Below are 19,856 nucleotides of genomic sequence, written 5' to 3'. Positions count from 1 at the left end.
ATGATCTATTCCAAGGGGTCAGTGATCGTAGGCGATCAGTGAGCGTAGGACGGTTTGTCCGGTGGCGTCGTTGTGCCAGATCGCGGCGGTCAGCGCGAGGATGCGTTGCATGACGCGGGCTATGACACCTCCGGGTGTGCGCCCTCGGTGCCGTTCGAGGTCAAGCTGCCCCTTGAAGGTCTCGTTGATCGATTCGATGACCTGTCGCAGCGGCTTGAACAGGGCTGCACCAGGCCGCTCCCGTTCACCTTTACGGGCAGGCCGCAGCAACTGGACTCCATGCTCGGACAGTTCGCGTTCGAAACCACGGCCGAAGTAGTTCTTGTCGCCGATGAGAGTCTGTCGGGGGCGCTCTCGCAGAAGCTCGCATTCGGCTGCCAGGAGGTCAAGGAGGGTCTCGCGTTCGTCGGCCTTGGCCCCGGTCAGGGCGAAGGCGATGGGCAGGCCCTGAAGGGTGCAGACCAGGTGCAGGCGCAGGCCCCAGAAGAAGCGGCTGTGGCTGGCGCAGTAGCCGTATTCGGCCCAACCTGCCAGGTAGGAGCGTTTGACGGTCTCGCGGGAGCGGCCGCATTCCACCGGGGTGGAGTCCACGACCCATACGTCGTCGCTCCACACCGAGGTGGTGGTGGCCAGGATCCGGTTGACGCTTCGCATCAGACCGGCGGCCTTGCGCAGCCGCTTGTTGTAGCCGGGCTGCTGGGGCAGGTAGGAGAAGAGGTGGCGCAGGTGGGCACGGGCATGGCGGAGCCATTTGGCCTCGGAGGTGTAGCCGAGTATGGCCTGCATCGTGGCGAGGGTGACCAGTTCGGCATCGCTCAGGCGGGGCGTAATGCCGACCTGCGGGCGCCACGGCGCCAGGTCGGGATGCTCCTTCAGCATGTCGTCGGTCGTCGCATAGAGTGCTGTCGCGAGGGTGTCCACATCGTTCGTCACAAAACGATCTTGGACATCCTCGTTCTCGTCTCCGCAGGCGCCCCTTGGACCACACCACCAGGAGGAACCAGTGTCATACCCGCAACTGCTCACCCCCGAGGAGAAGCTCGCCGACGCGAAGAAGCTGTTGAGCCTCCCGCGTATCGTCGTGATCTGCGGCTCCACCCGCTTCATGACCGAGATGACCGAGGCCGATCTGCGGGAGACCAAAGCCGGAAAGATTGTCGTCAAACCGGGCTGTGACATGAAGTCGCCGCACGAACTTTGGTCCGACCCTGTCGAGGCCGAGGCGCTGAAGGTTCGACTCGACGATCTGCACCGGGCGAAGATCCGGCTCGCTGATGAGGTGCTCGTAGTCGGCGACTACATCGGAGACAGCACCCGAGCCGAAATCGCCTACGCCCGGTCGCTGGGCAAGCCCGTGCGGTTCACGCACCCCGAAGTCGACCCTGACGCCTGACCGCCCGCTGCCACCTCGACAACCAGGGCCGGCAGCCCGCCGCCTGACCGTCGCGCGGTGGCTTCGGCCGCCGCCCGCCCCACACCCTCCGCAGGCATCCCTTGGAATTGATCATCTAGGACCCGTCCTTCTCTCGGCCGCAGGGAACAGCCGGCTCCCGTCCGGCGTTACGGAAGCCAAGGAGGCGACAAGGTGACGAACGCGCAGAACGATCAGGACGCCGCCGAGGCGGCACGGCGGGCCCGGTTCGGCAGTCTGCCGGAGCCGATACGGCTGGAGGACACGGTTCAGGAGCTTCCGGCCACCGTGCCGGACCCCGCGAAGGACACGTACGACCCCAACGAGTGGCTCACCCGCAACGCCTTGTAGCGGGACCGCCTCCCGCGAGCGATGGAGCCGGACCCCTTCCAGGCATTTGCAGACCGCGTCTTCAAGAGCTCGCGTCGACGCCCGTGGAGGCCCCAGCGGATGTCGTCCGGGCCGGCGACGAGGTCACAATCGTCGCTACGGAAATCGACCGACTGCGACGCAGGCCGACCCTGGCCCGGTTCCGCTTTGCGTACGACCAGGTCACCGCGGTCATCAGGGCCGGGATGGCAAACAGGGGAGCGAAGGCGAGGGCCCAGACGGTCTGTGCCGTACCGCTCGACATGTACGTCTGGCTCTCGACGGTGAAAGCGACCACGAGTTGCCACAGTGCCACCAGGACCAGGACGCCCGACGCGGTCCAGGCCAGCGGGGCGAGGACCCTGGGGCGCAGCGGCCGCCACCGGTCGCTGACGAGCAGCAGCGGAAAGAGAGCGGCCAGCTCGGCAAGGACGGAGAGGCCGACGACGTATGCGATGCCCCAGCCCGGGATGTCGAAGACGTCGCGCAGCACCTGGTCGCTGTAGCCCACATAAACACCGGATGCCATGGCGATGCGCCACAGGCCGGACGGGACTGCGCACAGAGCGATGGTGTGGGCGGCGCGGCGAGCCCAGACAGGCGCAGGTGCGGAGGCTGCGGGTGTGGAGGTGGGGAGAAGGGCGGTCGGTGTCGTCATGACGTACATGCTGGCCCTGGACATGGCGGCCGCGCTTCGTCCCCTGCGGCGGACCGTATCCGCACTGCGGATGAGGGCGCTCCCGCTGAGGTAGGACCTGATGAGGGCTCAATCGCCGGACACAGCTGGGTTGTCCAACCGCCGTCCACCCCACCAGTGGCAAAGTAGCTGGTGGGGACCTGTTTGGTCTCAAGTCTGGCTTAGTTTAACTAGAACTGGTATCAGTTCTGAAACAGTGTCAGACAGTGGTGCCGGGCCGCGGGAGGCAGCAGCCATGACCGAGCTTGTGGAACACGGAAAGCTGTTCATCGGCGGGGAGTTCACCGATCCTCTCGGCGGCGAGACCATCGAGGTCGTCTCGCCGCACACCGAGCAGGTCATCGGCCGCGTGCCGCACGCTTCCCGCGCGGATGTCGACCGTGCCGTGGCCGCCGCCCGCCAGGCCTTCGACCACGGGCCCTGGCCGCGGACGACGCTCGAGGAGCGGATCGCCGTCGTCGGTCGCATCAAGGACGCGATCGCCGTACGGCACGAGGAGATCGCCCGTTCCATCAGCTCGCAGAACGGATCGCCGTACTCCTGGAGCGTCCTCGCCCAGGCCCTCGGCGCGATGATGGTCTGGGACTCGGCGATCACCGTCGCCCGCGACTTCACGCACGAGGAGCAGCGGTCCGGAGTGCTCGGGCCGATTCTCGTACGCCGGGAGCCGGTCGGCGTGGTCGCGGCCGTAGTGCCGTGGAACGTCCCGCAGTTCACCGCCGCCGCCAAGCTCGGGCCGGCCCTGCTCGCCGGGTGCACCGTCGTCCTGAAGCCGTCGCCGGAGTCGCCGCTCGACTCGTACATCCTCGGTGAGATCGCGCAGGAGGCGGGACTTCCGGAGGGCGTCCTGTCGATCCTGCCGGCCGACCGCGAGGTCAGTGAGTATCTCGTCGGCCATCCCGGCATCGACAAGGTCTCCTTCACCGGCTCGGTCGGGGCGGGCAAGCGCGTCATGGAGGTCGCCGCCCGCAACCTCACCCGCGTCACGCTGGAGCTCGGCGGCAAGTCCGCCGCGGTGATCCTGCCGGACGCGGATCTGGAGTCGGCGGTCGCCGGGATCGTGCCCGCCGCCTGGATGAACAACGGGCAGGCGTGCGTTGCCCAGACCCGCATTCTCGTGCCGCGCGGGCGCTACGACGAGATCGCCGAGGCGTTCGCTGCCGCGGCCTCCGCGCTCGTGGTCGGCGACCCGCTCGACGCGGCGACCCAGGTCGGGCCGCTGGTCGCGCAGCGCCAGCAGCAGCGTTCGCTCGACTACATCAGGATCGGGCAGGAGGAAGGCGCCAAGATCCTCACCGGCGGCGGGCGTCCGGCGGGCCTCGAGCAGGGCTGGTACGTCGAGCCGACGCTCTTCGGCGGCGTCGACAACGCGATGCGCGTCGCCCGCGAGGAGATCTTCGGGCCGGTGATCTGCCTGCTGCCGTACGGGGACGAGAGCGAGGCCGCGAAGATCGCGAACGACTCCGACTACGGGCTCAGCGGCAGCGTCTGGACGGCGGACGTCGAGCACGGCATCGACTTCGCACGGCAGGTCAGGACGGGAACGTACAACGTCAACACCTTCAGTCTCGACATGCTCGGGCCGTTCGGCGGCTACAAGAACTCCGGTCTGGGGCGGGAGTTCGGGCCCGAGGGATACAGCTCGTTCCTGGAGCACAAGATGATCCATCTGCCGGCCGGCCACGTGGCGGGAAACGTCGCCGGGAGCGCGTGATGGGGGACCGGTGGCATGTCGAGGTCGACCGGAGTGTGTGCATCGGCTCCGGGATGTGCGTCGGAAACGCGCCCGACGGGTTTGAGCTCGACTCGGCGCGGCAGTCGCATCCTCGGGCTGCGGAGGCCGACGCGAACGAGCTGATTCTCGCCGCGGCGGAGAGCTGTCCGGTGGAGGCGATCGCGATCACGCTGCTGGAGAGCGGCGAGCCGGTCTTCCCGCCGGAGGAGTAGCCGAGCAGATCCCGAGCCCCGTAGTCGAGCCCCGTAGTGGAACTCTCGTCGCTCGAACAGAGGTTGACTCGTGCGTATCGCACGGTGATCTCGTGACATGCGTGACTGTCCGGCCCCCGGACGCCGTGGAAATCTCGTTGCCACGTCGCCGACGGGGGGAAGCACGATGGACAAGCGGTATGAAGTCTTCTGTCTTGCGGACAGAAATTTCTACGAGACCCCTGACCGCTTGTCCTCCGTGCCCGGGCCGTCCCGCAGAGCGGAGCAGGGGGATGCGGGGGAGAGCGTCCCCCTCTTCGAGGCGGCGCGGCGCCCGGTCCCCGAAGGGTGGCGTCGTTTCCTCTCCGGGGACTGGCTCCACATCAGCCCGGTGGGCACGGCCCGCCCCCGCCAGGGCTGGAAGATCCATGTCTCGGCCACTCTGGACAACGCCGAGAAAACGGCGGCCAGAGTGTGGGACTACTGCGTCCCGCGCTCCGTCCCCTTCAAGTTCGTCCCCGGGCGGCAGCCGCTGCACCTGCGCAACTCCAAGTACGCGGGACGCGGCTCCAGCGGGAAGTTCGCCACGATCTATCCGGCGGACGAGGCCGAACTGCGGCTGATTCTCGACGAGTTGGGCCAGGAGCTAGCGGGCGAGCCGGGCCCGTACATCCTCACGGACCTCCGCTGGATGGAAGGCCCGCTCTACGTACGGTACGGAGGCTTCGCCAAGCGGCACTGCGTCGACGAAGCCGGCTCGGGCGCGCTCGTGCCCGCGATCGAGAACCCCGAGGGCGTGCTGGTGCCCGACCGCAGGGACCCGGTCTTCCAGTTGCCCGAGTGGGTGACGCTGCCCGCCTTCCTCGAACCCCAGCTCACGGCGCGCAACGCGACCACCACTCAGGATCTGCCGTACCGCATCGAGCGTGCCCTGCACTTCTCCAACGGTGGGGGCGTGTACGCGGGCACCGATCTGCGGACCGGCGAGCAAGTGGTACTCAAGGAGGCGCGCCCCCATGCCGGGCTCGCTGCGGACGGGGCGGACGCCGTCACTCGGCTGGAGCGCGAGCGGGCCGCGCTGGAGCGGCTCGGCGGGCTGGGCGTGGCGCCCGAGGCGCGGGACTGGTTCACCCTCGGCGAGCACCGCTTCCTCGTCATGGACTTCCTGCCCGGCCGCACGCTCAACTCCTTCTTCGCCGAGCGCCATCCGCTGCTGGCCGTGGAGCCGGACCCGGCGGCGCTCGCCCAGTACACCCGCTGGGCGCTGGGGGTTCTGCACGCGGTGGAGGAGGCCGTGACGGCCGTGCACGGTCGCGGTCTCGTCTTCAACGACCTGCACATGTTCAACATCATGGTCGACCCGGACGACGACTCCGTACGGCTGCTCGACTTCGAGGCGGCGACACCCGTCGAGGACCATCGCGGCCAGGCCATGGCCCACCCGGGATTCGTCGCGCCGGGCGACCGCGAGGGCTTCGAGGTGGACCGCTACGCGCTCGCCTGTCTGCGGCTCGCCCTCTTCGTACCGATGACGACGCTCCTCGTGGTGGACCGGGGCAAGGCGGCGCACCTGGCGGAGGTCGCGGCGGAGCTGTTCCCGGATCTGCCGGACGGCTTTCTGGCGGAGGCGGTGGACGTCGTACGGGGTGGGCAGCCGCAAGGGCAGTCGTTCGCCGGGGGCCGCGCCGCCGCATCGGCGCCGGGGGAACGCTATCTGCCCGTGCCCGTACAGGACTGGCCCGCGAGCCGCGACTCCATGGTGCGCGCGATCCTCGCCTCCGCCACGCCCGAGCGCCAGGACCGGCTCTTCCCCGGCGACATCGCGCAGTTCGGCGACGGCGGCGGACTCGGCCTGGCGCACGGCGCCGCCGGGGTGTTGTACGCCCTCGCCGAGACCGGCGCCGAGCGCTACGAGGCGGGTGAGGAGTGGCTGCTGAGCCATACGGACCCGCCCCCGTCCGGTACCCCGCTCGGGCTCTACGACGGGCTGGCCGGCGTCGCCGACGTCCTCGACCGGCTCGGCCACCGCGAGCGCGCCGTCGAACTCGTCGGACGCGTGCTGGACGAGAAGTGGCAGCGCCTCGCCCCCGACCTGCACGGCGGACTGGCAGGCATCGGTCTCGTACTCGACCGGCTCGGCCTGCGCGCGCAGGCGCTGGAGGCGGCGTCCGTCCTCATCGACCGGCCGCCGCCGCCCGAGCGCGGCAGACGCGCGGGGCTGCTGCGCGGCGCGAGCGGGCCCGCCCTGTTCCTTCTGCGGCTGTACGAGTCGACGGGCGACCCCGCCCTTCTCGATGAGGCCGCCCGGGCCCTGCGCCGGGATCTCGGCACCTGCGTACGGGACCGTACGGGCACCCTGCTCGTGGACGAGGGTGCGCGCACCATGCCGTATCTCGGCGCGGGCAGCACCGGCATCGGCGCGGTCCTCGACGACTTTCTCGCCCACCGCCGCGACGAGGAGTTCGCCCGCGCCCGCGAGGCGATCCTGCCCGCCGCGCAACTGCGGTACTACGCGCAGCCCGGGCTGTTCAACGGGCGCGCCGGGATGGTGCTGCACCTGGCCCGGACGCGCGCCCCGCGACCGCACCTGGACGCCCAGATCGCCGCGCTCGACTGGTACGCCGTGCCCTACAGGGGCGAACTCGCCTTCCCCGGCGATCAGATGATGCGGCTCTCCATGGACCTCGCCACCGGAACCGCGGGTGTCCTGCTCGCACTCGGCGCCGCGCCGGGCCACTGCGACCGGCCCGCAAGGCTGCCCTTCCTGCCGCCACCGAAGGCGGCTCCTCGAACGACCCCGTGAGGGGTCGAGCAAAAAGCACCCGTATTCAACCGTCCCCACGAACAAGGAGATCACCATGGCACTTCTCGACCTGCAGACGCTGGACGTCCCCGAGACCGACGGCGGCGGCCACGGCGGCGAGAGCAGCGTGAGCCTGCTGCTCTGTGACAAGCACAGCTCGCACAGCAACCTGCTCTGCCTCTGATCGAGTGAGGATCGCGGCCCCGGGTGTCACCGCTCACCGGCACCTGGGGCCGCACCGATCGCAGCGACGTAGGAGTCCTGCATGTTCCTCCGGGAGATCGTCCGGCACGGCGCGCCGCGTGCCGTCCTCGTCCTGCTGCTGACCTGCGCCTCGGCCGCCGCCGGGCTCGCGCTGCCCGCGGTGCTCGGCCACGCCCTCGATCTTCTGCTCGCCGGAGCCGGGGCGGCCCGCGCGGACGCCGGGCCGTGGCTCGCCCTGTGCGCCGGTCTCACCGCCCTGTCCGTGCTGCTCGGCGCGCTCGACGGGCTGGTCACCGCAAGCGCCAACGCCCGTACCACCGCCTGGATACGGGCACGGGTCCTCGGGCATGTCCTCGCCGCCGGACCGCAGCAGCGCGTGTCCTCCGGCGAGCTGGTCGCCCGGCTCACCGGCAACGCCGCGCAGGCCGGAACCGTACCGACCGCGCTGGCCGCCGCACTCGCCGCCGTACTCACGCCCGTGGGCGGCCTCGTCGCACTCGCCCTCACGGACGGCTGGACGGCACTCGTGGTGATCGCCGGGATGCCCCTGCTCGCCCTGCTGCTGCGGGTGTTCATCCGGGCCTCCGGCGAGAGCAGCGCCCGCTATCTCACGGCCCAGGGCGAGATCGCGGGACTCCTGGCGGAGGCGGTACGAGGCATCCGCACGATCACCGCGGCCGGCGTCCCGGAGCATGACGCGGCCCGCATTCTGGCGCCGATGCCCGAACTGACCCGCCAGGGGCGGCTGATGTGGCGCATCCTGGGCAGCTCGACCGCCCGCGCCGCCGCCCTGCTGCCGCTGCTCCAGCTCACCGTGCTGGCCGTCGCCGGTCTACGTCTCGCGGACGGCGCTCTGACCGTCGGCGGGATGCTGGCCGCCTGGCGGTACGGGGTGCTCGCCACCGGCACCGGTGTACTGGTGGGACAGCTGAACGGCCTGGTGCGCGGGCGCGCGGCAGCCGGACGGCTCGCGGAGATCCTCGAAGCCCCGGCGATGGCGTACGGATCGCGACAACTGGGGCCCGGCAAAGGCGAGTTGGAACTCAAGGGCGTCAGTCTGCGCGGGCTGCGCGGCATCGATCTGGTGGTGCCGGGCGGCTCGGTCACCGCCGTCGTCGGACGCTCGGGCAGCGGCAAGTCCGCACTGGCCGCCGTCGCCGGACGGCTGGCGGACCCCGACGCGGGCGCCGTCCTCATCGACGGCGTCCCGCTGCCCTCGCTCTCCCACGACACGCTGCGCCGCGAGGTCGGCCACGCCTTCGCCCGCCCGGCACTGCTCGGCAAAACCGTCGCGGGCACGATCGCCTTCGGCGCCCACCTGCCTGCGGGCGAGACCGTGATTCAGACCGCGCAGGAAGCCGCGCGTGCCGCCTGTGCCGACGACTTCGTACGCCGTCTGCCGCTCGGCTACGACACCCCCTGCACGGCCGCGCCGCTGTCCGGTGGCGAGGCCCAACGCCTCGGTCTGGCACGGGCGTTCGCGCACACCGGACGGCTGCTCATCCTGGACGACGCGACCTCCAGTCTGGACTCCGCCACCGAGCGCAAGGTGTCCCAGGCCCTGTTCACGGGGGCCCACCGGACCCGGCTGATCGTCGCCCACCGCGCCCCGACCGCCGCCCGCGCGGATCTCGTGGTCTGGCTGGACGAGGGGCGCGTCCGCGCGGTCGGCCCGCACGCCGAGCTGTGGCAACTGCCGGAGTACCGGGCGGTGTTCGATGAGTGAGTTCCGGCTCCTGCGCGCCCGGCCCGCAGTGCTCGTACGCCTCGCCGCCTGGTCCGCGCTGGAGGCCGGGCAGACCTTCCTCCTCGGCTACGCCCTCGCCCGCGCCGTCGACGGCGGCTTCCTCGCCCACGACCCCGTCCACGGCCTGCGCTGGCTGGCCGCCGCCGCGCTCGCCGTCGTCCTCGGGGCGTACGGCACCGGCAGGGTGCACCGGGTGGTCGCCGACCTCGTGGAGCCCTTGCGGGACGCACTCGTACGACGGGTGGTGGACCGGGCGCTGCGCGACGGGGACGACGCGGCCATGTCCCGGCTGACCCACCAGGTGGAGATCGCCCGGGACACCTTCGCGGGCCTCGTCCTGGTCTCGCGCACCTTCGTCTTCACGGCCGCCGGAGCCCTGGCCGGACTGCTCACGCTGGCACCCGTACTGCTCCTCGTCGTCACGCCGCCGCTGTTCGCCGGGCTGACGCTCTTCGCGCTGACCCTGCGCCCGATGGCGCGCAGACAGGAGACCTTCCTCGTCGCCGACGAGACGATCGCCACCGAACTGGGCGCGCTGACCTCGGGGTTGAGGGACATCACCGCGGCCGGGGCGGAGGAGCGGGTGACCGCCGACGCCCAGGTACGGTTCGCCGACGAGTACCGGGCCGCCCGCGCGCTGGCGCGCTGGGGCACCCTGCGCGTCCTGGCCGTGGGCATCGGCGGCCGGCTGCCCATGGTGCTGCTGCTGGTCACCGCGCCCTGGCTGCTCACGCACGGGGTGAGCGCGGGCGCGCTGGTCGGCGCCCTCGCCTATCTGAGCCAGTCCCTGCTGCCCGCCCTGCAGTCGCTGATGCAGGGCCTCGGGACCTCGGGCGCGCGGCTCGCGGTCGTGCTGCGCCGTCTCACCGCCGAGGGGGCACGGCGGCCGGGTGCCGTGCCCCCGACGGGGGGAGCGGAGCAGGCGGTCCGGCTGCGGGGGGTGACCTTCGCCTACGGGCCGGGTGCCGCCGCCGTCGTCGACGGGCTCGATCTGGACGTCCCGCACGGCGGCCACCTCGTCGTCGCCGGTCCCAGCGGCATCGGCAAGTCCACGCTCGCCGCGCTCATCGCCGGGGTGCTCCGGCCCGACCGCGGCGAGATCGCGCTCGGCGGCGAGCGGGTCCTCGTACCGCAGGAGGCGTACGTCTTCACCGCCACCGTGCGCGACAACCTCGGCTACCTGTGCCCCGAGCCGCCCACCGCCGCCGCCCTTCTCGCCTCCTGCGCGGCCGTCGGTGCGCTGGGGCTCGTCGAACGGCTCGGCGGGCTCGACGCGAAGCTCGACCCCGGCGCCCTGTCGGCCGGTGAGCGACAGCTGCTCGCGCTGGCCCGCGCCCACGTGGCGCCCGCGCCCCTCGTCCTGCTCGACGAGGCGACCTGCCATCTCGCCCCGGAGGCCGAGGCATTGGCGGAGCGGGCGTTCGCAGCCCGCCCCGGCGGCACGCTCATCGTCGTCGCCCACCGGATCGGCTCGGCGCGGCGGGCCGGGCGCGTCCTGCTCATGGACGGTACGCACACGCAGTGCGGCACCCATGAGGAACTGCTCGCGTCCTCGCCCTTCTACCGCGAACTCACCGGCTCCGAACTCACCGGCTCCGAGCTCACCGGCTCGGAAGCCTCACACCCAGCCCTCGCCCTGGGAGATCCTTATGGCGTCGACCCGGTTGCGGGCCCCGGTCTTGCGGGTGATGGCCGCCATGTAATTGCGCACCGTGCCGTTGGACAGATGGAGACTGCTCGCGATATCGGCGATCGAGGCTCCCTCGGCCGCGAGTGACAGCACGCCCAACTCCCGTCTCGTCAGCGGCATCTCGGCCGCCTTGAGAAAGCTGAAGCCCAGGGAGTAGTCGACGAAGCGCTCGCCCTGTGCCACCTGCCGGATCGCCAGGATCAGGCGCTCGGGCGTGCCTTCCTTGTCGACATAGCCGATGGCCTGTGCCTCGACCGCGCGCCGGAGCGGACCTGGCCGGTTTGCGCTGGCGAGTACCAGCAGCCGGCTGTTCGCGGCTCCTTTGCGCCGCCCGCGCAGTTCTCCGAGCGGCGCGATGGCGCCCGAGTCCGCGCACTCCAGGTCGACGACGCAGACGTCGGGCGCGAGAGTCCGCGCGAGCACCGGCGCGGTGCGCCACGGCGCATGGGAGACCTGAAGGTCCGGCTCATCAGCGAGCCTGTCCGCCAGCGCCGAGCGCAGCAGACCCGCGTCGTGCACGAGAAGTACCCGGATCACGTTTCGCCCCCTCAAGCCCCGCCCACCGGTTTGCTCCGTGCAGCACAGCGAACATTGTGGTGGGCGTTGCGCCGCCACGGGCGGGGAGATCCGGCCAAGGGGTGGCAAGAGGGGCGCACGGACCGGGCGTGAACGCCTGGCGTGCACGACCGCGTGCGCGAGACAGGCCCCCTATCGGGTCCGCGAGTCAGGCCCCTACCGGGTGCGCCCCGGCGCAGCCGACCGCGACGGCGCCGACGGAGTCGTCAGGTCGATCAGCCGGCACACCGTCTCGATGTCGATCTTCACCTGCGCAATCGACGCCCGCCCCGACAGCCACGTGATCAGCGCCGAGTGCCAGGTGTGCTCGATCACCCGCACCGCCGACAACTGCTCCGGCGTCGGGTTCTCCAGGCCCATCGCGTCCAGGATGATCACCGTCGTCTGGCGCGAGACCGTGTCCACCTCGGGGCTCACACTGCGGTCCGCGAACGTCAGCGCCCGCACCATCGCGTCCGCGAGCTGCGGCTCACGCTGGAGCGCGCGGAAGGCGCGCATCAGCGTCTCGGCGACCCGCTCCGCCGCGCTGTCGCCGGCCGGCGGGCGTTTGCGGAGCGTGGTGTGCATGTGCTGGAGCTGGTCCTGCATGGTGGCGACCAGCAGATGGATCTTGGACGGGAAGTACCGGTACAGCGTGCCGAGTGCGACGCCTGCCGCCTCGGCGACCTCGCGCATCTGGACCGCGTCGAAACCGCCGCGGCTGGCCAGCTGGGCACTCGCGTGCAGGATGCGACGGCGGCGCGCCTCCTGGCGCTCTGTCAGGGGCGGCGACGCAGGTACCCCCGGCTTGGCTTCGGCTGTCATGTTTCCCGTTCCGTGCGCGAGTCCGGACCGCACAGCATGGCAGCGTGCCCGTCGTGGCGCGAATCACCTGATCCGGCTCTTACAGCGGCGCTACCTGCCGGTAGATTCGAAGCTCCTTGAACGATCAAGTCTGAAACTTGTTCTAGATTAGCGCGACCGGTTACGCTCCGGCGAAACGCAGTGAGAAGGGGGCCGTGAGTGACCGCTGAGGCCATAGAGGCCGGCCCACGTGCGAGCCTTCAAACAAGCAGTACGAGCCCGTCCGGCGGTGACGACAGCCCGCTGCGCATCGCGCTCCTCACCTACAAGGGCAACCCCTTCTGCGGCGGCCAGGGCGTCTACGTACGCCACCTGTCGCGCGAGCTCGCCCGCCTCGGGCACAGCGTCGAGGTGATCGGCGCCCAGCCCTTTCCCGTACTCGACGAAGGCGTGCCGCTCACCGAGCTCGCCAGTCTCGACCTGTACCGCAGCCCCGACCCGTTCCGTACGCCAAAGCGCGGCGAGTACCGCGACTGGATCGACGCGCTCGAGGTCGCGACCATGTGGACCGGCGGCTTCCCCGAGCCGCTGACGTTCTCCCTGCGGGCCCGGCGGCATCTGCTCGCGCGGCGCGGCGAGTTCGATGTCGTGCACGACAACCAGACACTTGGGTACGGGCTGTTGGGCGAGCTGGGCGCGCCCCTCGTCACCACGATCCACCACCCCATCACCGTCGACCGGCAGCTCGAACTGGATGCTGCGGACGGCTGGCGGCGGCGCGCCTCGGTGCGCCGCTGGTACGGCTTCACGCGCATGCAGAAGCGGGTCGCGCGCCGGCTGCCGTCCGTGCTCACCGTCTCCGGCACCTCGCAGGAGGAGATCGTCGAGCATCTCGGCGTACGGCGGGACCGCATCCATGTCGTCCACATCGGCGCCGACACGGACCTGTTCTCGCCAAATCCGGCCGTCGCCGAAGTGCCCGGGCGCATCGTCACCACCTCCAGCGCCGACGTGCCGCTGAAGGGGCTCGTCCACCTGGTCGAGGCGCTGGCGAAGCTGCGTACGGAGAACCCCGAGGCCCATCTCGTCGTCGTCGGCAAGCGCGCGGAGGACGGGCCGGTGGCGCAGCTGATCGAGCGGTACGGACTCCAGGGCGCGGTCGAGTTCGTCAAGGGCATCACGGACGCCGAACTCGTCGACCTGGTGCGCAGCGCCCAGATCGCCTGCGTGCCGTCGCTGTACGAGGGCTTCTCGCTGCCCGCCGCGGAGGCGATGGCGACCGGCACACCGCTGGTGGCCACGACCGGCGGCGCGATCCCGGAGGTCGCGGGCCCCGACGGCGAGAGCTGTCTCGCGGTGCCGCCGGGCGACGCGGGCGCGCTGGCGGCGGCGCTCGGCCGGCTGCTCGACGACCCCGACCTGCGGCGGCGTCTCGGCGCCGGAGGCCGTGAGCGGGTGCTGTCCCGCTTCACCTGGGCCCGGGCGGCGCAGGGCACCGCCGAGCGCTACCGCGAGGCCATCGCCGAGGGCCGCTCGGCAGCCAAGGAATCAGGCCGCTCCGCGGCCCCAGTGGTGGGGAGCAACCACTCATGCTGACCGTCGACTTCTCCCGTTTCCCGCTCGCCGCGGGCGACCGCGTGCTGGACCTGGGATGCGGGGCCGGACGGCACGCGTTCGAGTGCTACCGGCGCGGCGCGCAGGTCGTCGCGCTGGACCAGAACGGCGAGGAGATCCGCGAGGTCGCCAAGTGGTTCGCCGCCATGAAGGAGGCCGGTGAGGCGCCCGAGGGCGCGACGGCCACCGCGATGGAGGGCGACGCGCTCAATCTGCCGTTCCCCGACGAGTCGTTCGACGTCGTGATCATCTCCGAGGTGATGGAGCACATCCCGGACGACAAGGGCGTGCTCGCCGAGATGGTCCGGGTGCTCAAGCCCGGCGGCCGGATCGCGGTGACGGTGCCGCGGTACGGGCCGGAGAAGATCTGCTGGGCGCTCAGCGACGCGTACCACGAGGTCGAGGGCGGGCACATCCGCATCTACAAGGCCGACGAACTGCTCGGCAAGATGAAGGAAGCCGGGCTCAAGCCGTACGGCACGCATCACGCGCACGCGCTGCACAGCCCGTACTGGTGGCTGAAGTGCGCGTTCGGCGTCGACAACGACAAGGCGCTGCCGGTCAAGGCGTACCACCAGCTGCTGGTCTGGGACATCATGAAGAAACCCCTGGCCACCCGGCTCGCCGAGCAGGCGCTCAACCCGCTGATCGGCAAGAGCTTCGTGGCGTACGCGACCAAGCCGCACCTGCCCGCGGTGGCTGCCAAGTGACGTCTCCCGGGCGTACGGAACACCTTGTCCTGCCCGGAGTCCTCACCGCCGAGCAGGCTGCCGAGACCGTCGCGGGCATACGCGCGGTGCAGCGCGAGGACGGCGCGATCCCGTGGTTCCGCGGCCACCATCTGGATCCGTGGGACCACACCGAGGCCGCGATGGCGCTGGACGCGGCGGGCGAGCACGAGGCCGCGGCCCGTGCGTACGAGTGGCTGCTCAGGCACCAGAACGAGGACGGTTCCTGGTACGCCGCGTACCACGACGGCGACGCGGACCGGCCCACCGACCGCGGCCGGGAGACCAACTTCTGCGCGTACATCGCGGTCGGCGTCTGGCACCACTATCTGGCCACCGGCGACGAGGTGTTCCTCGACCGGATGTGGCCTGCGGTCTGTGCGGCGATCGAGTTCGTGCTGCGGCTCCAGCAGAGCGGCGGCCAGATCGGCTGGAAGCGGGAAGCGGACGGGACGCCGGTCAACGACGCGCTGCTGACCGGCAGTTCGTCGGTCCATCACGCGCTGCGCTGCGCGCTCGCGATCGCCGAGGAACGCGAAGAGCCGCAGCCCGACTGGGAGCTGGCGGCGGGCGCGCTCGCGCATGCGATCCAGCGGCATCCCGAGCGCTTCCTCGACAAGAGCCACTACTCGATGGACTGGTACTACCCGGTCCTCGGCGGCGCGCTGACCGGTGCGGAGGCGACGTCCCGTATCGAGAAGAGCTGGGACGAGTTCGTGGTGCCCGGCCTCGGCGTGCGGTGTGTGCTGCCGAACCCCTGGGTGACCGGCGGCGAGAGCTGTGAACTGGCGCTGGCGCTGTGGGTGATGGGGGAGTCGGACAAGGCGCTGGAGATCCTCCAGTCGATCCAGCATCTGCGGGCCGACGGAGGCATGTACTGGACGGGGTACGTCTTCGAGGGCAACCGGGCCCTCTGGCCGGAGGAACTGACGACCTGGACGGCGGGGTCGCTGCTGCTGGCGGTGGCGGCGCTCGGAGGAGACGAGCCGACGACGGCGGTCTTCGGCGGGGCTCGCCTCCCCAAGGGCCTTGCGCCGGACTGCTGTTAGCCGGTCGCGATTCAGTGGCGGCGCAGGCGGCCGGCCACCGCGTGGCCGACGAAGAGGTACACCACGGCCGCCAGGCCGTAGCCCGCGACGACCCGTGCCCAGGCGTCGTCGAAGGTGAACAGGTCGTACGACCACGACGCCAGCCAGCGCGCCGCGTCCTGGACGAAGCCGACCAGGTCATTGGCGCGGTTGGCGTCCAGCAGGTACATGAGGATCCAGAGGCCGATGATGACGGCGACGATGTCCGTGACGATCGTGATGACCGTCGCGGCCTGATTCGTTCGTTCACGAGGACTCATAGCCATCGGATTACCGCTTGTGCGCGTGTGAAACCCCTTCGTCCTCGCCCGCGTGCCGGAACGGTGTGAGTGAAGGCCGGGCTCGGGAGCTAGAGCGCCAGCTCCGCCAGGACCCGCAGCGTCTGAGGGTCCGGCGCGGTCACCAGCAGATCCGTGACCGGTCCGGCGCGCCACAACTCCAGCCGTTCGGCGATCCGTTCACGCGGTCCCACCAGCGAGATCTCGTCGGCGAAGGCGTCGGGGACGGCGAGCACCGCCTCCTCGCGGCGACCGTCGGCGAACAGCCGCTGGATGTTCCTGGCCTCCGCCTCGTACCCCATCCGTGCCATCAGGTCGGCGTGGAAGTTACGGGCCGCGTGGCCCATTCCGCCGATGTAGAAACCGAGCATCGCCTTGACCGGCAGCAGTCCTTCGGCGATGTCGTCGCAGACCTTGGCGCGCGCCATCGGCGCGATCATGAAGCCTTCCGGCAGTTCGGTGAGCGAGGCCTTGTACGCGTCGGTGCGCAGCGGCGACCAGTACAGCGGCAGCCAGCCGTCCGCGATCCGTGTCGTCTGCGCGATGTTCTTCGGGCCTTCCGCACCGAGCAGCAGCGGCAGCGAGGAGCGCAGCGGGTGAGTGATCGGCTTCAGCGCTTTGCCGATGCCGGTGGCGTCGTCGCCGCGGTACGGATGGAGGTGGAAGCGGCCGTCCAGCTCAACAGGGGCCTCACGCCGCAGGACTTGGCGGATCACGTCGACGTACTCGCGCGTCGCGGTGAGCGGGCTGCTCGGGAACGGGCGGCCGTACCAGCCCTCCACCACCTGCGGCCCGGACAGGCCGAGGCCGAGCATCATCCGCCCGCCGGAGAGGTGGTCGAGGGTGAGCGCGTGCATCGCGGTGGCGGTCGGCGTGCGCGCGGCCATCTGTGCGATCGCCGTGCCGAGGCGGATCCGTGAGGTGTGCGCTGCGATCCAGGTGAGCGGCGTGAAGGCGTCGGAACCCCACGCCTCCGACGTCCACACCGAGTCGTAGCCGAGGCGTTCGGCCTCGCGCGCGAGCTCCAGATGGCCGGGATCGGGGCCGCGTCCCCAGTAGCCGAGAGCGAGTCCCAGTCGCATGCCGATCCTTTCTGACGGTGCGTCAGGTAAGCCGGTCCGTCCGCGACTGTACGACAACGGCCCCCCGCCCGGAAGGGCGAGGGGCCGTCGGCGGAACGGACTGCGTCAGCCGCGCTGGATGCCGGAGGTGTCCTGCAGCACGCCACGGCGGCCGTCCTGCGTCTGGGCCACCAGGCCGGGACCGCGCTGCTCGACCGCGAGGTACCAGGTGCCGGGCGCGAGTTCGGCGATCGGGGTCGGCGAACCGTCCTCGCCGAACAGCGGACGGCCCACCGGGACCGCGAACCAGAACGGCGTGAAGTCGGACGGAGCACCGGCGTTCTGCGGCGCGGCCGGACCGGGCTGGCCGGGCTGCGGCTGACCCGGGCCCGGCTGCGGCTGGCCGCCGTAGGGCTGGGGCTGTCCGGGCTGGGCGCCGTACGGCTGCTGCTGGGCGCCCGGGTAGCCGTAACCGCCCTGCGGCTGCATGCCGTACGGAGCCGCGGCCGGCTTCGGGGCGCCGACCAGCGGGGCCTTGAAGGCGGGCACGATCAGCGAGCAGACCGCGCCGGCGGCCAGCACGAGCGCGGCGATGAAGCCGAGGATGAGGCCGGTGCCGGAGTCGACGCTGCCGCCGACGTCCAGCGAGCCTGCCGGGTCGAAGATCGCGCCGAGCGCGCTCCAGGCGGTGAAGACGCTGAGCGCGACACCGAACTGGCCGAGGTCGATCCCGATGATCTTGGGCGACTGCGGCAGGCCGCGCGAGACAACGATGAGCGCCGCGCCGATGATTCCGGCGAGGTAGACACCGAGGAGCAGGGACCCGTTGTCCCAGGCGGTCGGCACGTCGTCACAGTTGCTGCCGGAGCAGTCGAACGTGTCGAGGAACGAGGCGATGAACAGCAACACCGCTGCTCCGATCACCACGCCATCGCCTCGAGTGAGGGAGCGGATGTTCACGTAAAAAGTCCTTCGTCGGTCGTCTCATCGGGGCGGTCGTCGCTGCCGCCGGTGTGGCGGGTGCACGGCGCGGAGCTCGGGGGTGACTCCCCATCGTAGAGGTGAATCTATCGTCTGCCCGTTCCGGCCGTCTGCCCGGTATCGCAGTTACTTCAGGAGGTAGCTGCTGATGCCGTCCGCGATTCCCTGCGCCGCTTTCTGGCGCCAACTCGAGCTTGTCAGCAGCGCCTCGTCCTTTGGGTCACGCATATTGCCGCATTCGATGAACACTTTGGGCACGGTGGACAGGTTGAGACCGCCGAGATCCTTGCGTACGTCCAACCCCGTACCGTCGCCTACATAGTTGGACGGGGCGCTTCCGGTCGCGCGGACGAACTTCCCGGCGATGCGCTCACCGAGGTCGCGGGACGGCCCGACGATGGCCGTGGTGTCCGCGTCACCCGCCTTGACCAGGGCGGGAAGGATGACATGGAAGCCGCGGTCGCCGTCGGCCGCGCCATCGGCGTGGATGGAGATCACGGCATCGGCCGCGGCCTTGTTGCCGATCCTGGCCCGCTCGTCGACGCAGGGACCGAACGCCCGGTCGTTGTCATGGGTGAATTTGACCGTTGCGCCCTGCTTTTCGAGCAGAGTGCGAAGACGTTGTGAAACATCGCGGGTGAATGCGGCTTCGGTGTAACCGTCATTGGTCGCGGTGCCGGTTGTGTCGCATTCCTTGCTGTTGGTGCCGATGTTCACGAGCTTATTGATTTCCGCGGTATGCCGGAAATTGCCTGGATTGTGACCCGGGTCGACGACCACGACCTTGCCGGCGAGCGGGCCTTCGCCGCCTTTCCCCGAAGACGACGGCGACTTCGAGGGTGAGGCGGTCGTGGGCGGTGCGAGAGTCGGCGACTCAGACGCCGCCGGGCCCGGCTTGCCCGCCGTGGTCTGCTTGCTCGGCAGCGGCAGCACCTTCGGCGGCTCGTTCTCCTCCGGACCGCTCATCGCCTGCCAGACCAGCCAGCCCGCGAGTGCGGTCGGCACGAGGGCGGCGATCGCGATGGTCAGATTGCCGCGGCGGCGCTGGCGGGCGGGGTGCGGGTTCTCGTCGTACGACACGTGGCGAGCTTAGGGGGTGTCTGCCGGATCGGGCCGGATTCGCGAGCGGGGTCCGGCGCGCGCCAGGGCACGCGAGCCCGGCACGCTCGACCGCGCAGGGCCTGGGCCCCGCGGCTCAGATTCCCGGTCCCGTACGCCGCAGGACGCGCAGCGCGTCGGTTGCCGAGACCTCGGTGAACGCGCCGGACGCGAGTGCCCGGAGGTAGACGCGGTACGGGGCCTGGCCCGTCCACTCGTCGACCGGGTCCGGGAACACGTCGTGGATCACCAGCAGGCCGCCCGCGGCGACATGCGGCGCCCAGCCCTCGTAGTCGGCGTTCGCATGCTCGTCGGTGTGTCCGCCGTCGATGAAGACAAGGCCCACCGGCCGGCCCCACACCTTCGCGACCTGCGGAGAGCGGCCGACGACCGCGATGACATGGTCCTCCAGGCCCGCCTTGTGCAGCGTGCGGCGGAACGTCGGCAGCGTGTCCATCAGGCCGATCTCCGGATCGACCACATCGGGGTCGTGATAGTCCCAGCCCGGCTGCTGCTCCTCGCTGCCCCGGTGGTGGTCGACCGTGACGGCGGTGGTGCCCGTCTCGCGGGCCGCGTCCGCGAGCAGGATCGTCGACCGCCCGCAGTACGTGCCGACCTCCACCAGCGGCAGCCCGTGCGCCCCCGCGTCGACGGCGGCGGCGTACAGGGCGAGCCCCTCGCGCACGGGCATGAAGCCCTTGGCGGCCTCGAAGGCGGCGAGGGTCTTCGGTTTCGGGACGGCGGTCATGGGGTCGCTCTCCTGGTCCTGCGGGATGTCCGGTGGCCCATCGTGCCATCGGTA

19 protein-coding genes and 1 pseudogene are annotated in these 19,856 nt (G+C 70.8%); 11 read left to right on the top strand and 9 right to left on the bottom strand.

The annotated features are described in order from the left end of the window. Positions 1-18: 18 nt before the first annotated feature. On the bottom strand, positions 19-933 hold the full coding sequence (locus tag ACH4YL_RS30630) for an IS982 family transposase (RefSeq protein ID WP_398510712.1): 915 nt from the start codon (positions 931-933) through the stop codon (positions 19-21). A gap of 70 nt (positions 934-1,003) precedes the next feature. On the opposite strand from ACH4YL_RS30630, the gene ACH4YL_RS30625 reads away from it, so the two are divergent. Together ACH4YL_RS30625 and ACH4YL_RS30620 are read left to right on the top strand one after the other, a co-directional pair. Continuing rightward, positions 1,004-1,393 carry a hypothetical protein gene (locus ACH4YL_RS30625; RefSeq protein WP_059420476.1) on the top strand — a complete coding sequence of 130 codons (390 nt, stop codon included), beginning with the start codon at positions 1,004-1,006 and terminating at the stop codon, positions 1,391-1,393. Positions 1,394-1,585: 192 nt separating this feature from the next. Continuing rightward, the gene (locus ACH4YL_RS30620; protein ID WP_398510711.1) at positions 1,586-1,762 is read left to right on the top strand and encodes a hypothetical protein; all 177 of its coding nucleotides are present in this window, start codon (positions 1,586-1,588) and stop codon (positions 1,760-1,762) included. Positions 1,763-1,823: 61 nt separating this feature from the next. On the opposite strand, the gene ACH4YL_RS30615 is transcribed toward ACH4YL_RS30620, so the two are convergent. Then, positions 1,824-2,447 (bottom strand): hypothetical protein, encoded by a 624-nt coding sequence (locus tag ACH4YL_RS30615; RefSeq protein ID WP_398510791.1) that lies wholly within the window; start codon positions 2,445-2,447, stop codon positions 1,824-1,826. Between the two features lie 265 nt (positions 2,448-2,712). On the opposite strand from ACH4YL_RS30615, the gene ACH4YL_RS30610 reads away from it, so the two are divergent. The 6 genes and pseudogenes from ACH4YL_RS30610 to ACH4YL_RS30585 form a co-directional block, all read left to right on the top strand. Beyond that, positions 2,713-4,191 carry an aldehyde dehydrogenase gene (locus ACH4YL_RS30610; RefSeq protein WP_398510710.1) on the top strand — a complete coding sequence of 493 codons (1,479 nt, stop codon included), beginning with the start codon at positions 2,713-2,715 and terminating at the stop codon, positions 4,189-4,191. Then, positions 4,191-4,424, top strand: a complete 234-nt coding sequence (locus ACH4YL_RS30605; RefSeq protein ID WP_398510709.1) for a ferredoxin — start codon at positions 4,191-4,193, stop codon at positions 4,422-4,424. The genes ACH4YL_RS30610 and ACH4YL_RS30605 overlap by 1 nt, the downstream gene beginning before the upstream one ends. Positions 4,425-4,590: 166 nt before the next feature. After that, the gene (lanKC, locus tag ACH4YL_RS30600) at positions 4,591-7,206 is read left to right on the top strand and encodes a class III lanthionine synthetase LanKC (protein ID WP_398510708.1); all 2,616 of its coding nucleotides are present in this window, start codon (positions 4,591-4,593) and stop codon (positions 7,204-7,206) included. 55 nt (positions 7,207-7,261) lie between these two features. After that, positions 7,262-7,390, top strand: a complete 129-nt coding sequence (locus tag ACH4YL_RS30595; RefSeq protein WP_398510707.1) for a SapB/AmfS family lanthipeptide — start codon at positions 7,262-7,264, stop codon at positions 7,388-7,390. A gap of 81 nt (positions 7,391-7,471) precedes the next feature. Further along, positions 7,472-9,136, top strand: coding sequence for an ABC transporter ATP-binding protein (locus ACH4YL_RS30590; RefSeq protein ID WP_398510706.1), 1,665 nt, complete (start codon positions 7,472-7,474; stop codon positions 9,134-9,136). Then, positions 9,129-10,523: pseudogene (locus ACH4YL_RS30585) on the top strand (ATP-binding cassette domain-containing protein); the annotation flags it as partial. The gene ACH4YL_RS30590 and the pseudogene ACH4YL_RS30585, both read left to right, overlap by 8 nt. A 252-nt stretch (positions 10,524-10,775) precedes the next feature. On the opposite strand, the gene ACH4YL_RS30580 reads toward ACH4YL_RS30585, so the two are convergent. Both ACH4YL_RS30580 and ACH4YL_RS30575 read right to left on the bottom strand, forming a co-directional pair. Beyond that, on the bottom strand, positions 10,776-11,384 hold the full coding sequence (locus ACH4YL_RS30580) for a LuxR C-terminal-related transcriptional regulator (RefSeq protein WP_398510705.1): 609 nt from the start codon (positions 11,382-11,384) through the stop codon (positions 10,776-10,778). A 195-nt stretch (positions 11,385-11,579) separates the two neighbouring features. After that, positions 11,580-12,227, bottom strand: a complete 648-nt coding sequence (locus tag ACH4YL_RS30575) for a TetR family transcriptional regulator (protein ID WP_398510704.1) — start codon at positions 12,225-12,227, stop codon at positions 11,580-11,582. A gap of 198 nt (positions 12,228-12,425) precedes the next feature. Between ACH4YL_RS30575 and ACH4YL_RS30570 the strand changes: the two genes are divergently transcribed. From ACH4YL_RS30570 to ACH4YL_RS30560, 3 genes are read left to right on the top strand one after another with little or no spacing between them, the layout of a single operon-like run. Beyond that, complete coding sequence (locus ACH4YL_RS30570) at positions 12,426-13,802, top strand: glycosyltransferase family 4 protein (RefSeq protein ID WP_398510703.1); 1,377 nt, start codon at positions 12,426-12,428, stop codon at positions 13,800-13,802. Then, entirely contained in the window at positions 13,796-14,530 is a 735-nt protein-coding gene (locus ACH4YL_RS30565) for a class I SAM-dependent methyltransferase (protein ID WP_385302613.1), read from the top strand. Before ACH4YL_RS30570 ends, ACH4YL_RS30565 begins: the two co-directional genes overlap by 7 nt. Beyond that, positions 14,527-15,597, top strand: a complete 1,071-nt coding sequence (locus ACH4YL_RS30560) for a prenyltransferase/squalene oxidase repeat-containing protein (protein WP_398510702.1) — start codon at positions 14,527-14,529, stop codon at positions 15,595-15,597. Before ACH4YL_RS30565 ends, ACH4YL_RS30560 begins: the two co-directional genes overlap by 4 nt. 11 nt (positions 15,598-15,608) lie before the next feature. Here ACH4YL_RS30560 and ACH4YL_RS30555 read toward each other — a convergent pair whose 3' ends face one another. The 5 genes from ACH4YL_RS30555 to ACH4YL_RS30535 all read right to left on the bottom strand — a co-directional run bounded on the left by ACH4YL_RS30555 (position 15,609) and on the right by ACH4YL_RS30535 (position 19,802). Further along, on the bottom strand, positions 15,609-15,896 hold the full coding sequence (locus ACH4YL_RS30555; RefSeq protein ID WP_398510701.1) for a hypothetical protein: 288 nt from the start codon (positions 15,894-15,896) through the stop codon (positions 15,609-15,611). A gap of 89 nt (positions 15,897-15,985) precedes the next feature. Next, positions 15,986-16,996, bottom strand: coding sequence for an LLM class F420-dependent oxidoreductase (locus tag ACH4YL_RS30550; RefSeq protein ID WP_398510700.1), 1,011 nt, complete (start codon positions 16,994-16,996; stop codon positions 15,986-15,988). Positions 16,997-17,101: 105 nt separating this feature from the next. Beyond that, complete coding sequence (locus ACH4YL_RS30545) at positions 17,102-17,935, bottom strand: hypothetical protein (protein ID WP_398510699.1); 834 nt, start codon at positions 17,933-17,935, stop codon at positions 17,102-17,104. 147 nt (positions 17,936-18,082) lie between these two features. Then, the gene (locus tag ACH4YL_RS30540) at positions 18,083-19,036 is read right to left on the bottom strand and encodes an N-acetylmuramoyl-L-alanine amidase (RefSeq protein WP_398510698.1); all 954 of its coding nucleotides are present in this window, start codon (positions 19,034-19,036) and stop codon (positions 18,083-18,085) included. A gap of 115 nt (positions 19,037-19,151) precedes the next feature. After that, entirely contained in the window at positions 19,152-19,802 is a 651-nt protein-coding gene (locus tag ACH4YL_RS30535; protein WP_398510697.1) for a class I SAM-dependent methyltransferase, read from the bottom strand. Positions 19,803-19,856 lie beyond the last annotated feature (54 nt).

It is taken from the genome of Streptomyces sp. NPDC020681 (assembly GCF_044334895.1).
In the GTDB taxonomy this organism is placed as follows: Bacteria; Actinomycetota; Actinomycetes; order Streptomycetales; family Streptomycetaceae; genus Streptomyces.
Note: the sequence above shows the minus strand (reverse complement) of the source record. Positions and strands in the feature narration are given on the sequence as shown.

Coding starts and splice junctions, on each gene's coding strand:
- ACH4YL_RS30615 (WP_398510791.1), bottom strand. CDS start 2,447: ATGTACGTCATGACGACACCGACCGCCCTTCTCCCCACCTCCACACCC.
- ACH4YL_RS30610 (WP_398510710.1), top strand. CDS start 2,713: ATGACCGAGCTTGTGGAACACGGAAAGCTGTTCATCGGCGGGGAGTTC.
- ACH4YL_RS30605 (WP_398510709.1), top strand. CDS start 4,191: ATGGGGGACCGGTGGCATGTCGAGGTCGACCGGAGTGTGTGCATCGGC.
- lanKC (WP_398510708.1), top strand. CDS start 4,591: ATGGACAAGCGGTATGAAGTCTTCTGTCTTGCGGACAGAAATTTCTAC.
- ACH4YL_RS30595 (WP_398510707.1), top strand. CDS start 7,262: ATGGCACTTCTCGACCTGCAGACGCTGGACGTCCCCGAGACCGACGGC.
- ACH4YL_RS30590 (WP_398510706.1), top strand. CDS start 7,472: ATGTTCCTCCGGGAGATCGTCCGGCACGGCGCGCCGCGTGCCGTCCTC.
- ACH4YL_RS30575 (WP_398510704.1), bottom strand. CDS start 12,227: ATGACAGCCGAAGCCAAGCCGGGGGTACCTGCGTCGCCGCCCCTGACA.
- ACH4YL_RS30565 (WP_385302613.1), top strand. CDS start 13,796: ATGCTGACCGTCGACTTCTCCCGTTTCCCGCTCGCCGCGGGCGACCGC.
- ACH4YL_RS30555 (WP_398510701.1), bottom strand. CDS start 15,896: ATGAGTCCTCGTGAACGAACGAATCAGGCCGCGACGGTCATCACGATC.
- ACH4YL_RS30550 (WP_398510700.1), bottom strand. CDS start 16,996: ATGCGACTGGGACTCGCTCTCGGCTACTGGGGACGCGGCCCCGATCCC.
- ACH4YL_RS30535 (WP_398510697.1), bottom strand. CDS start 19,802: ATGACCGCCGTCCCGAAACCGAAGACCCTCGCCGCCTTCGAGGCCGCC.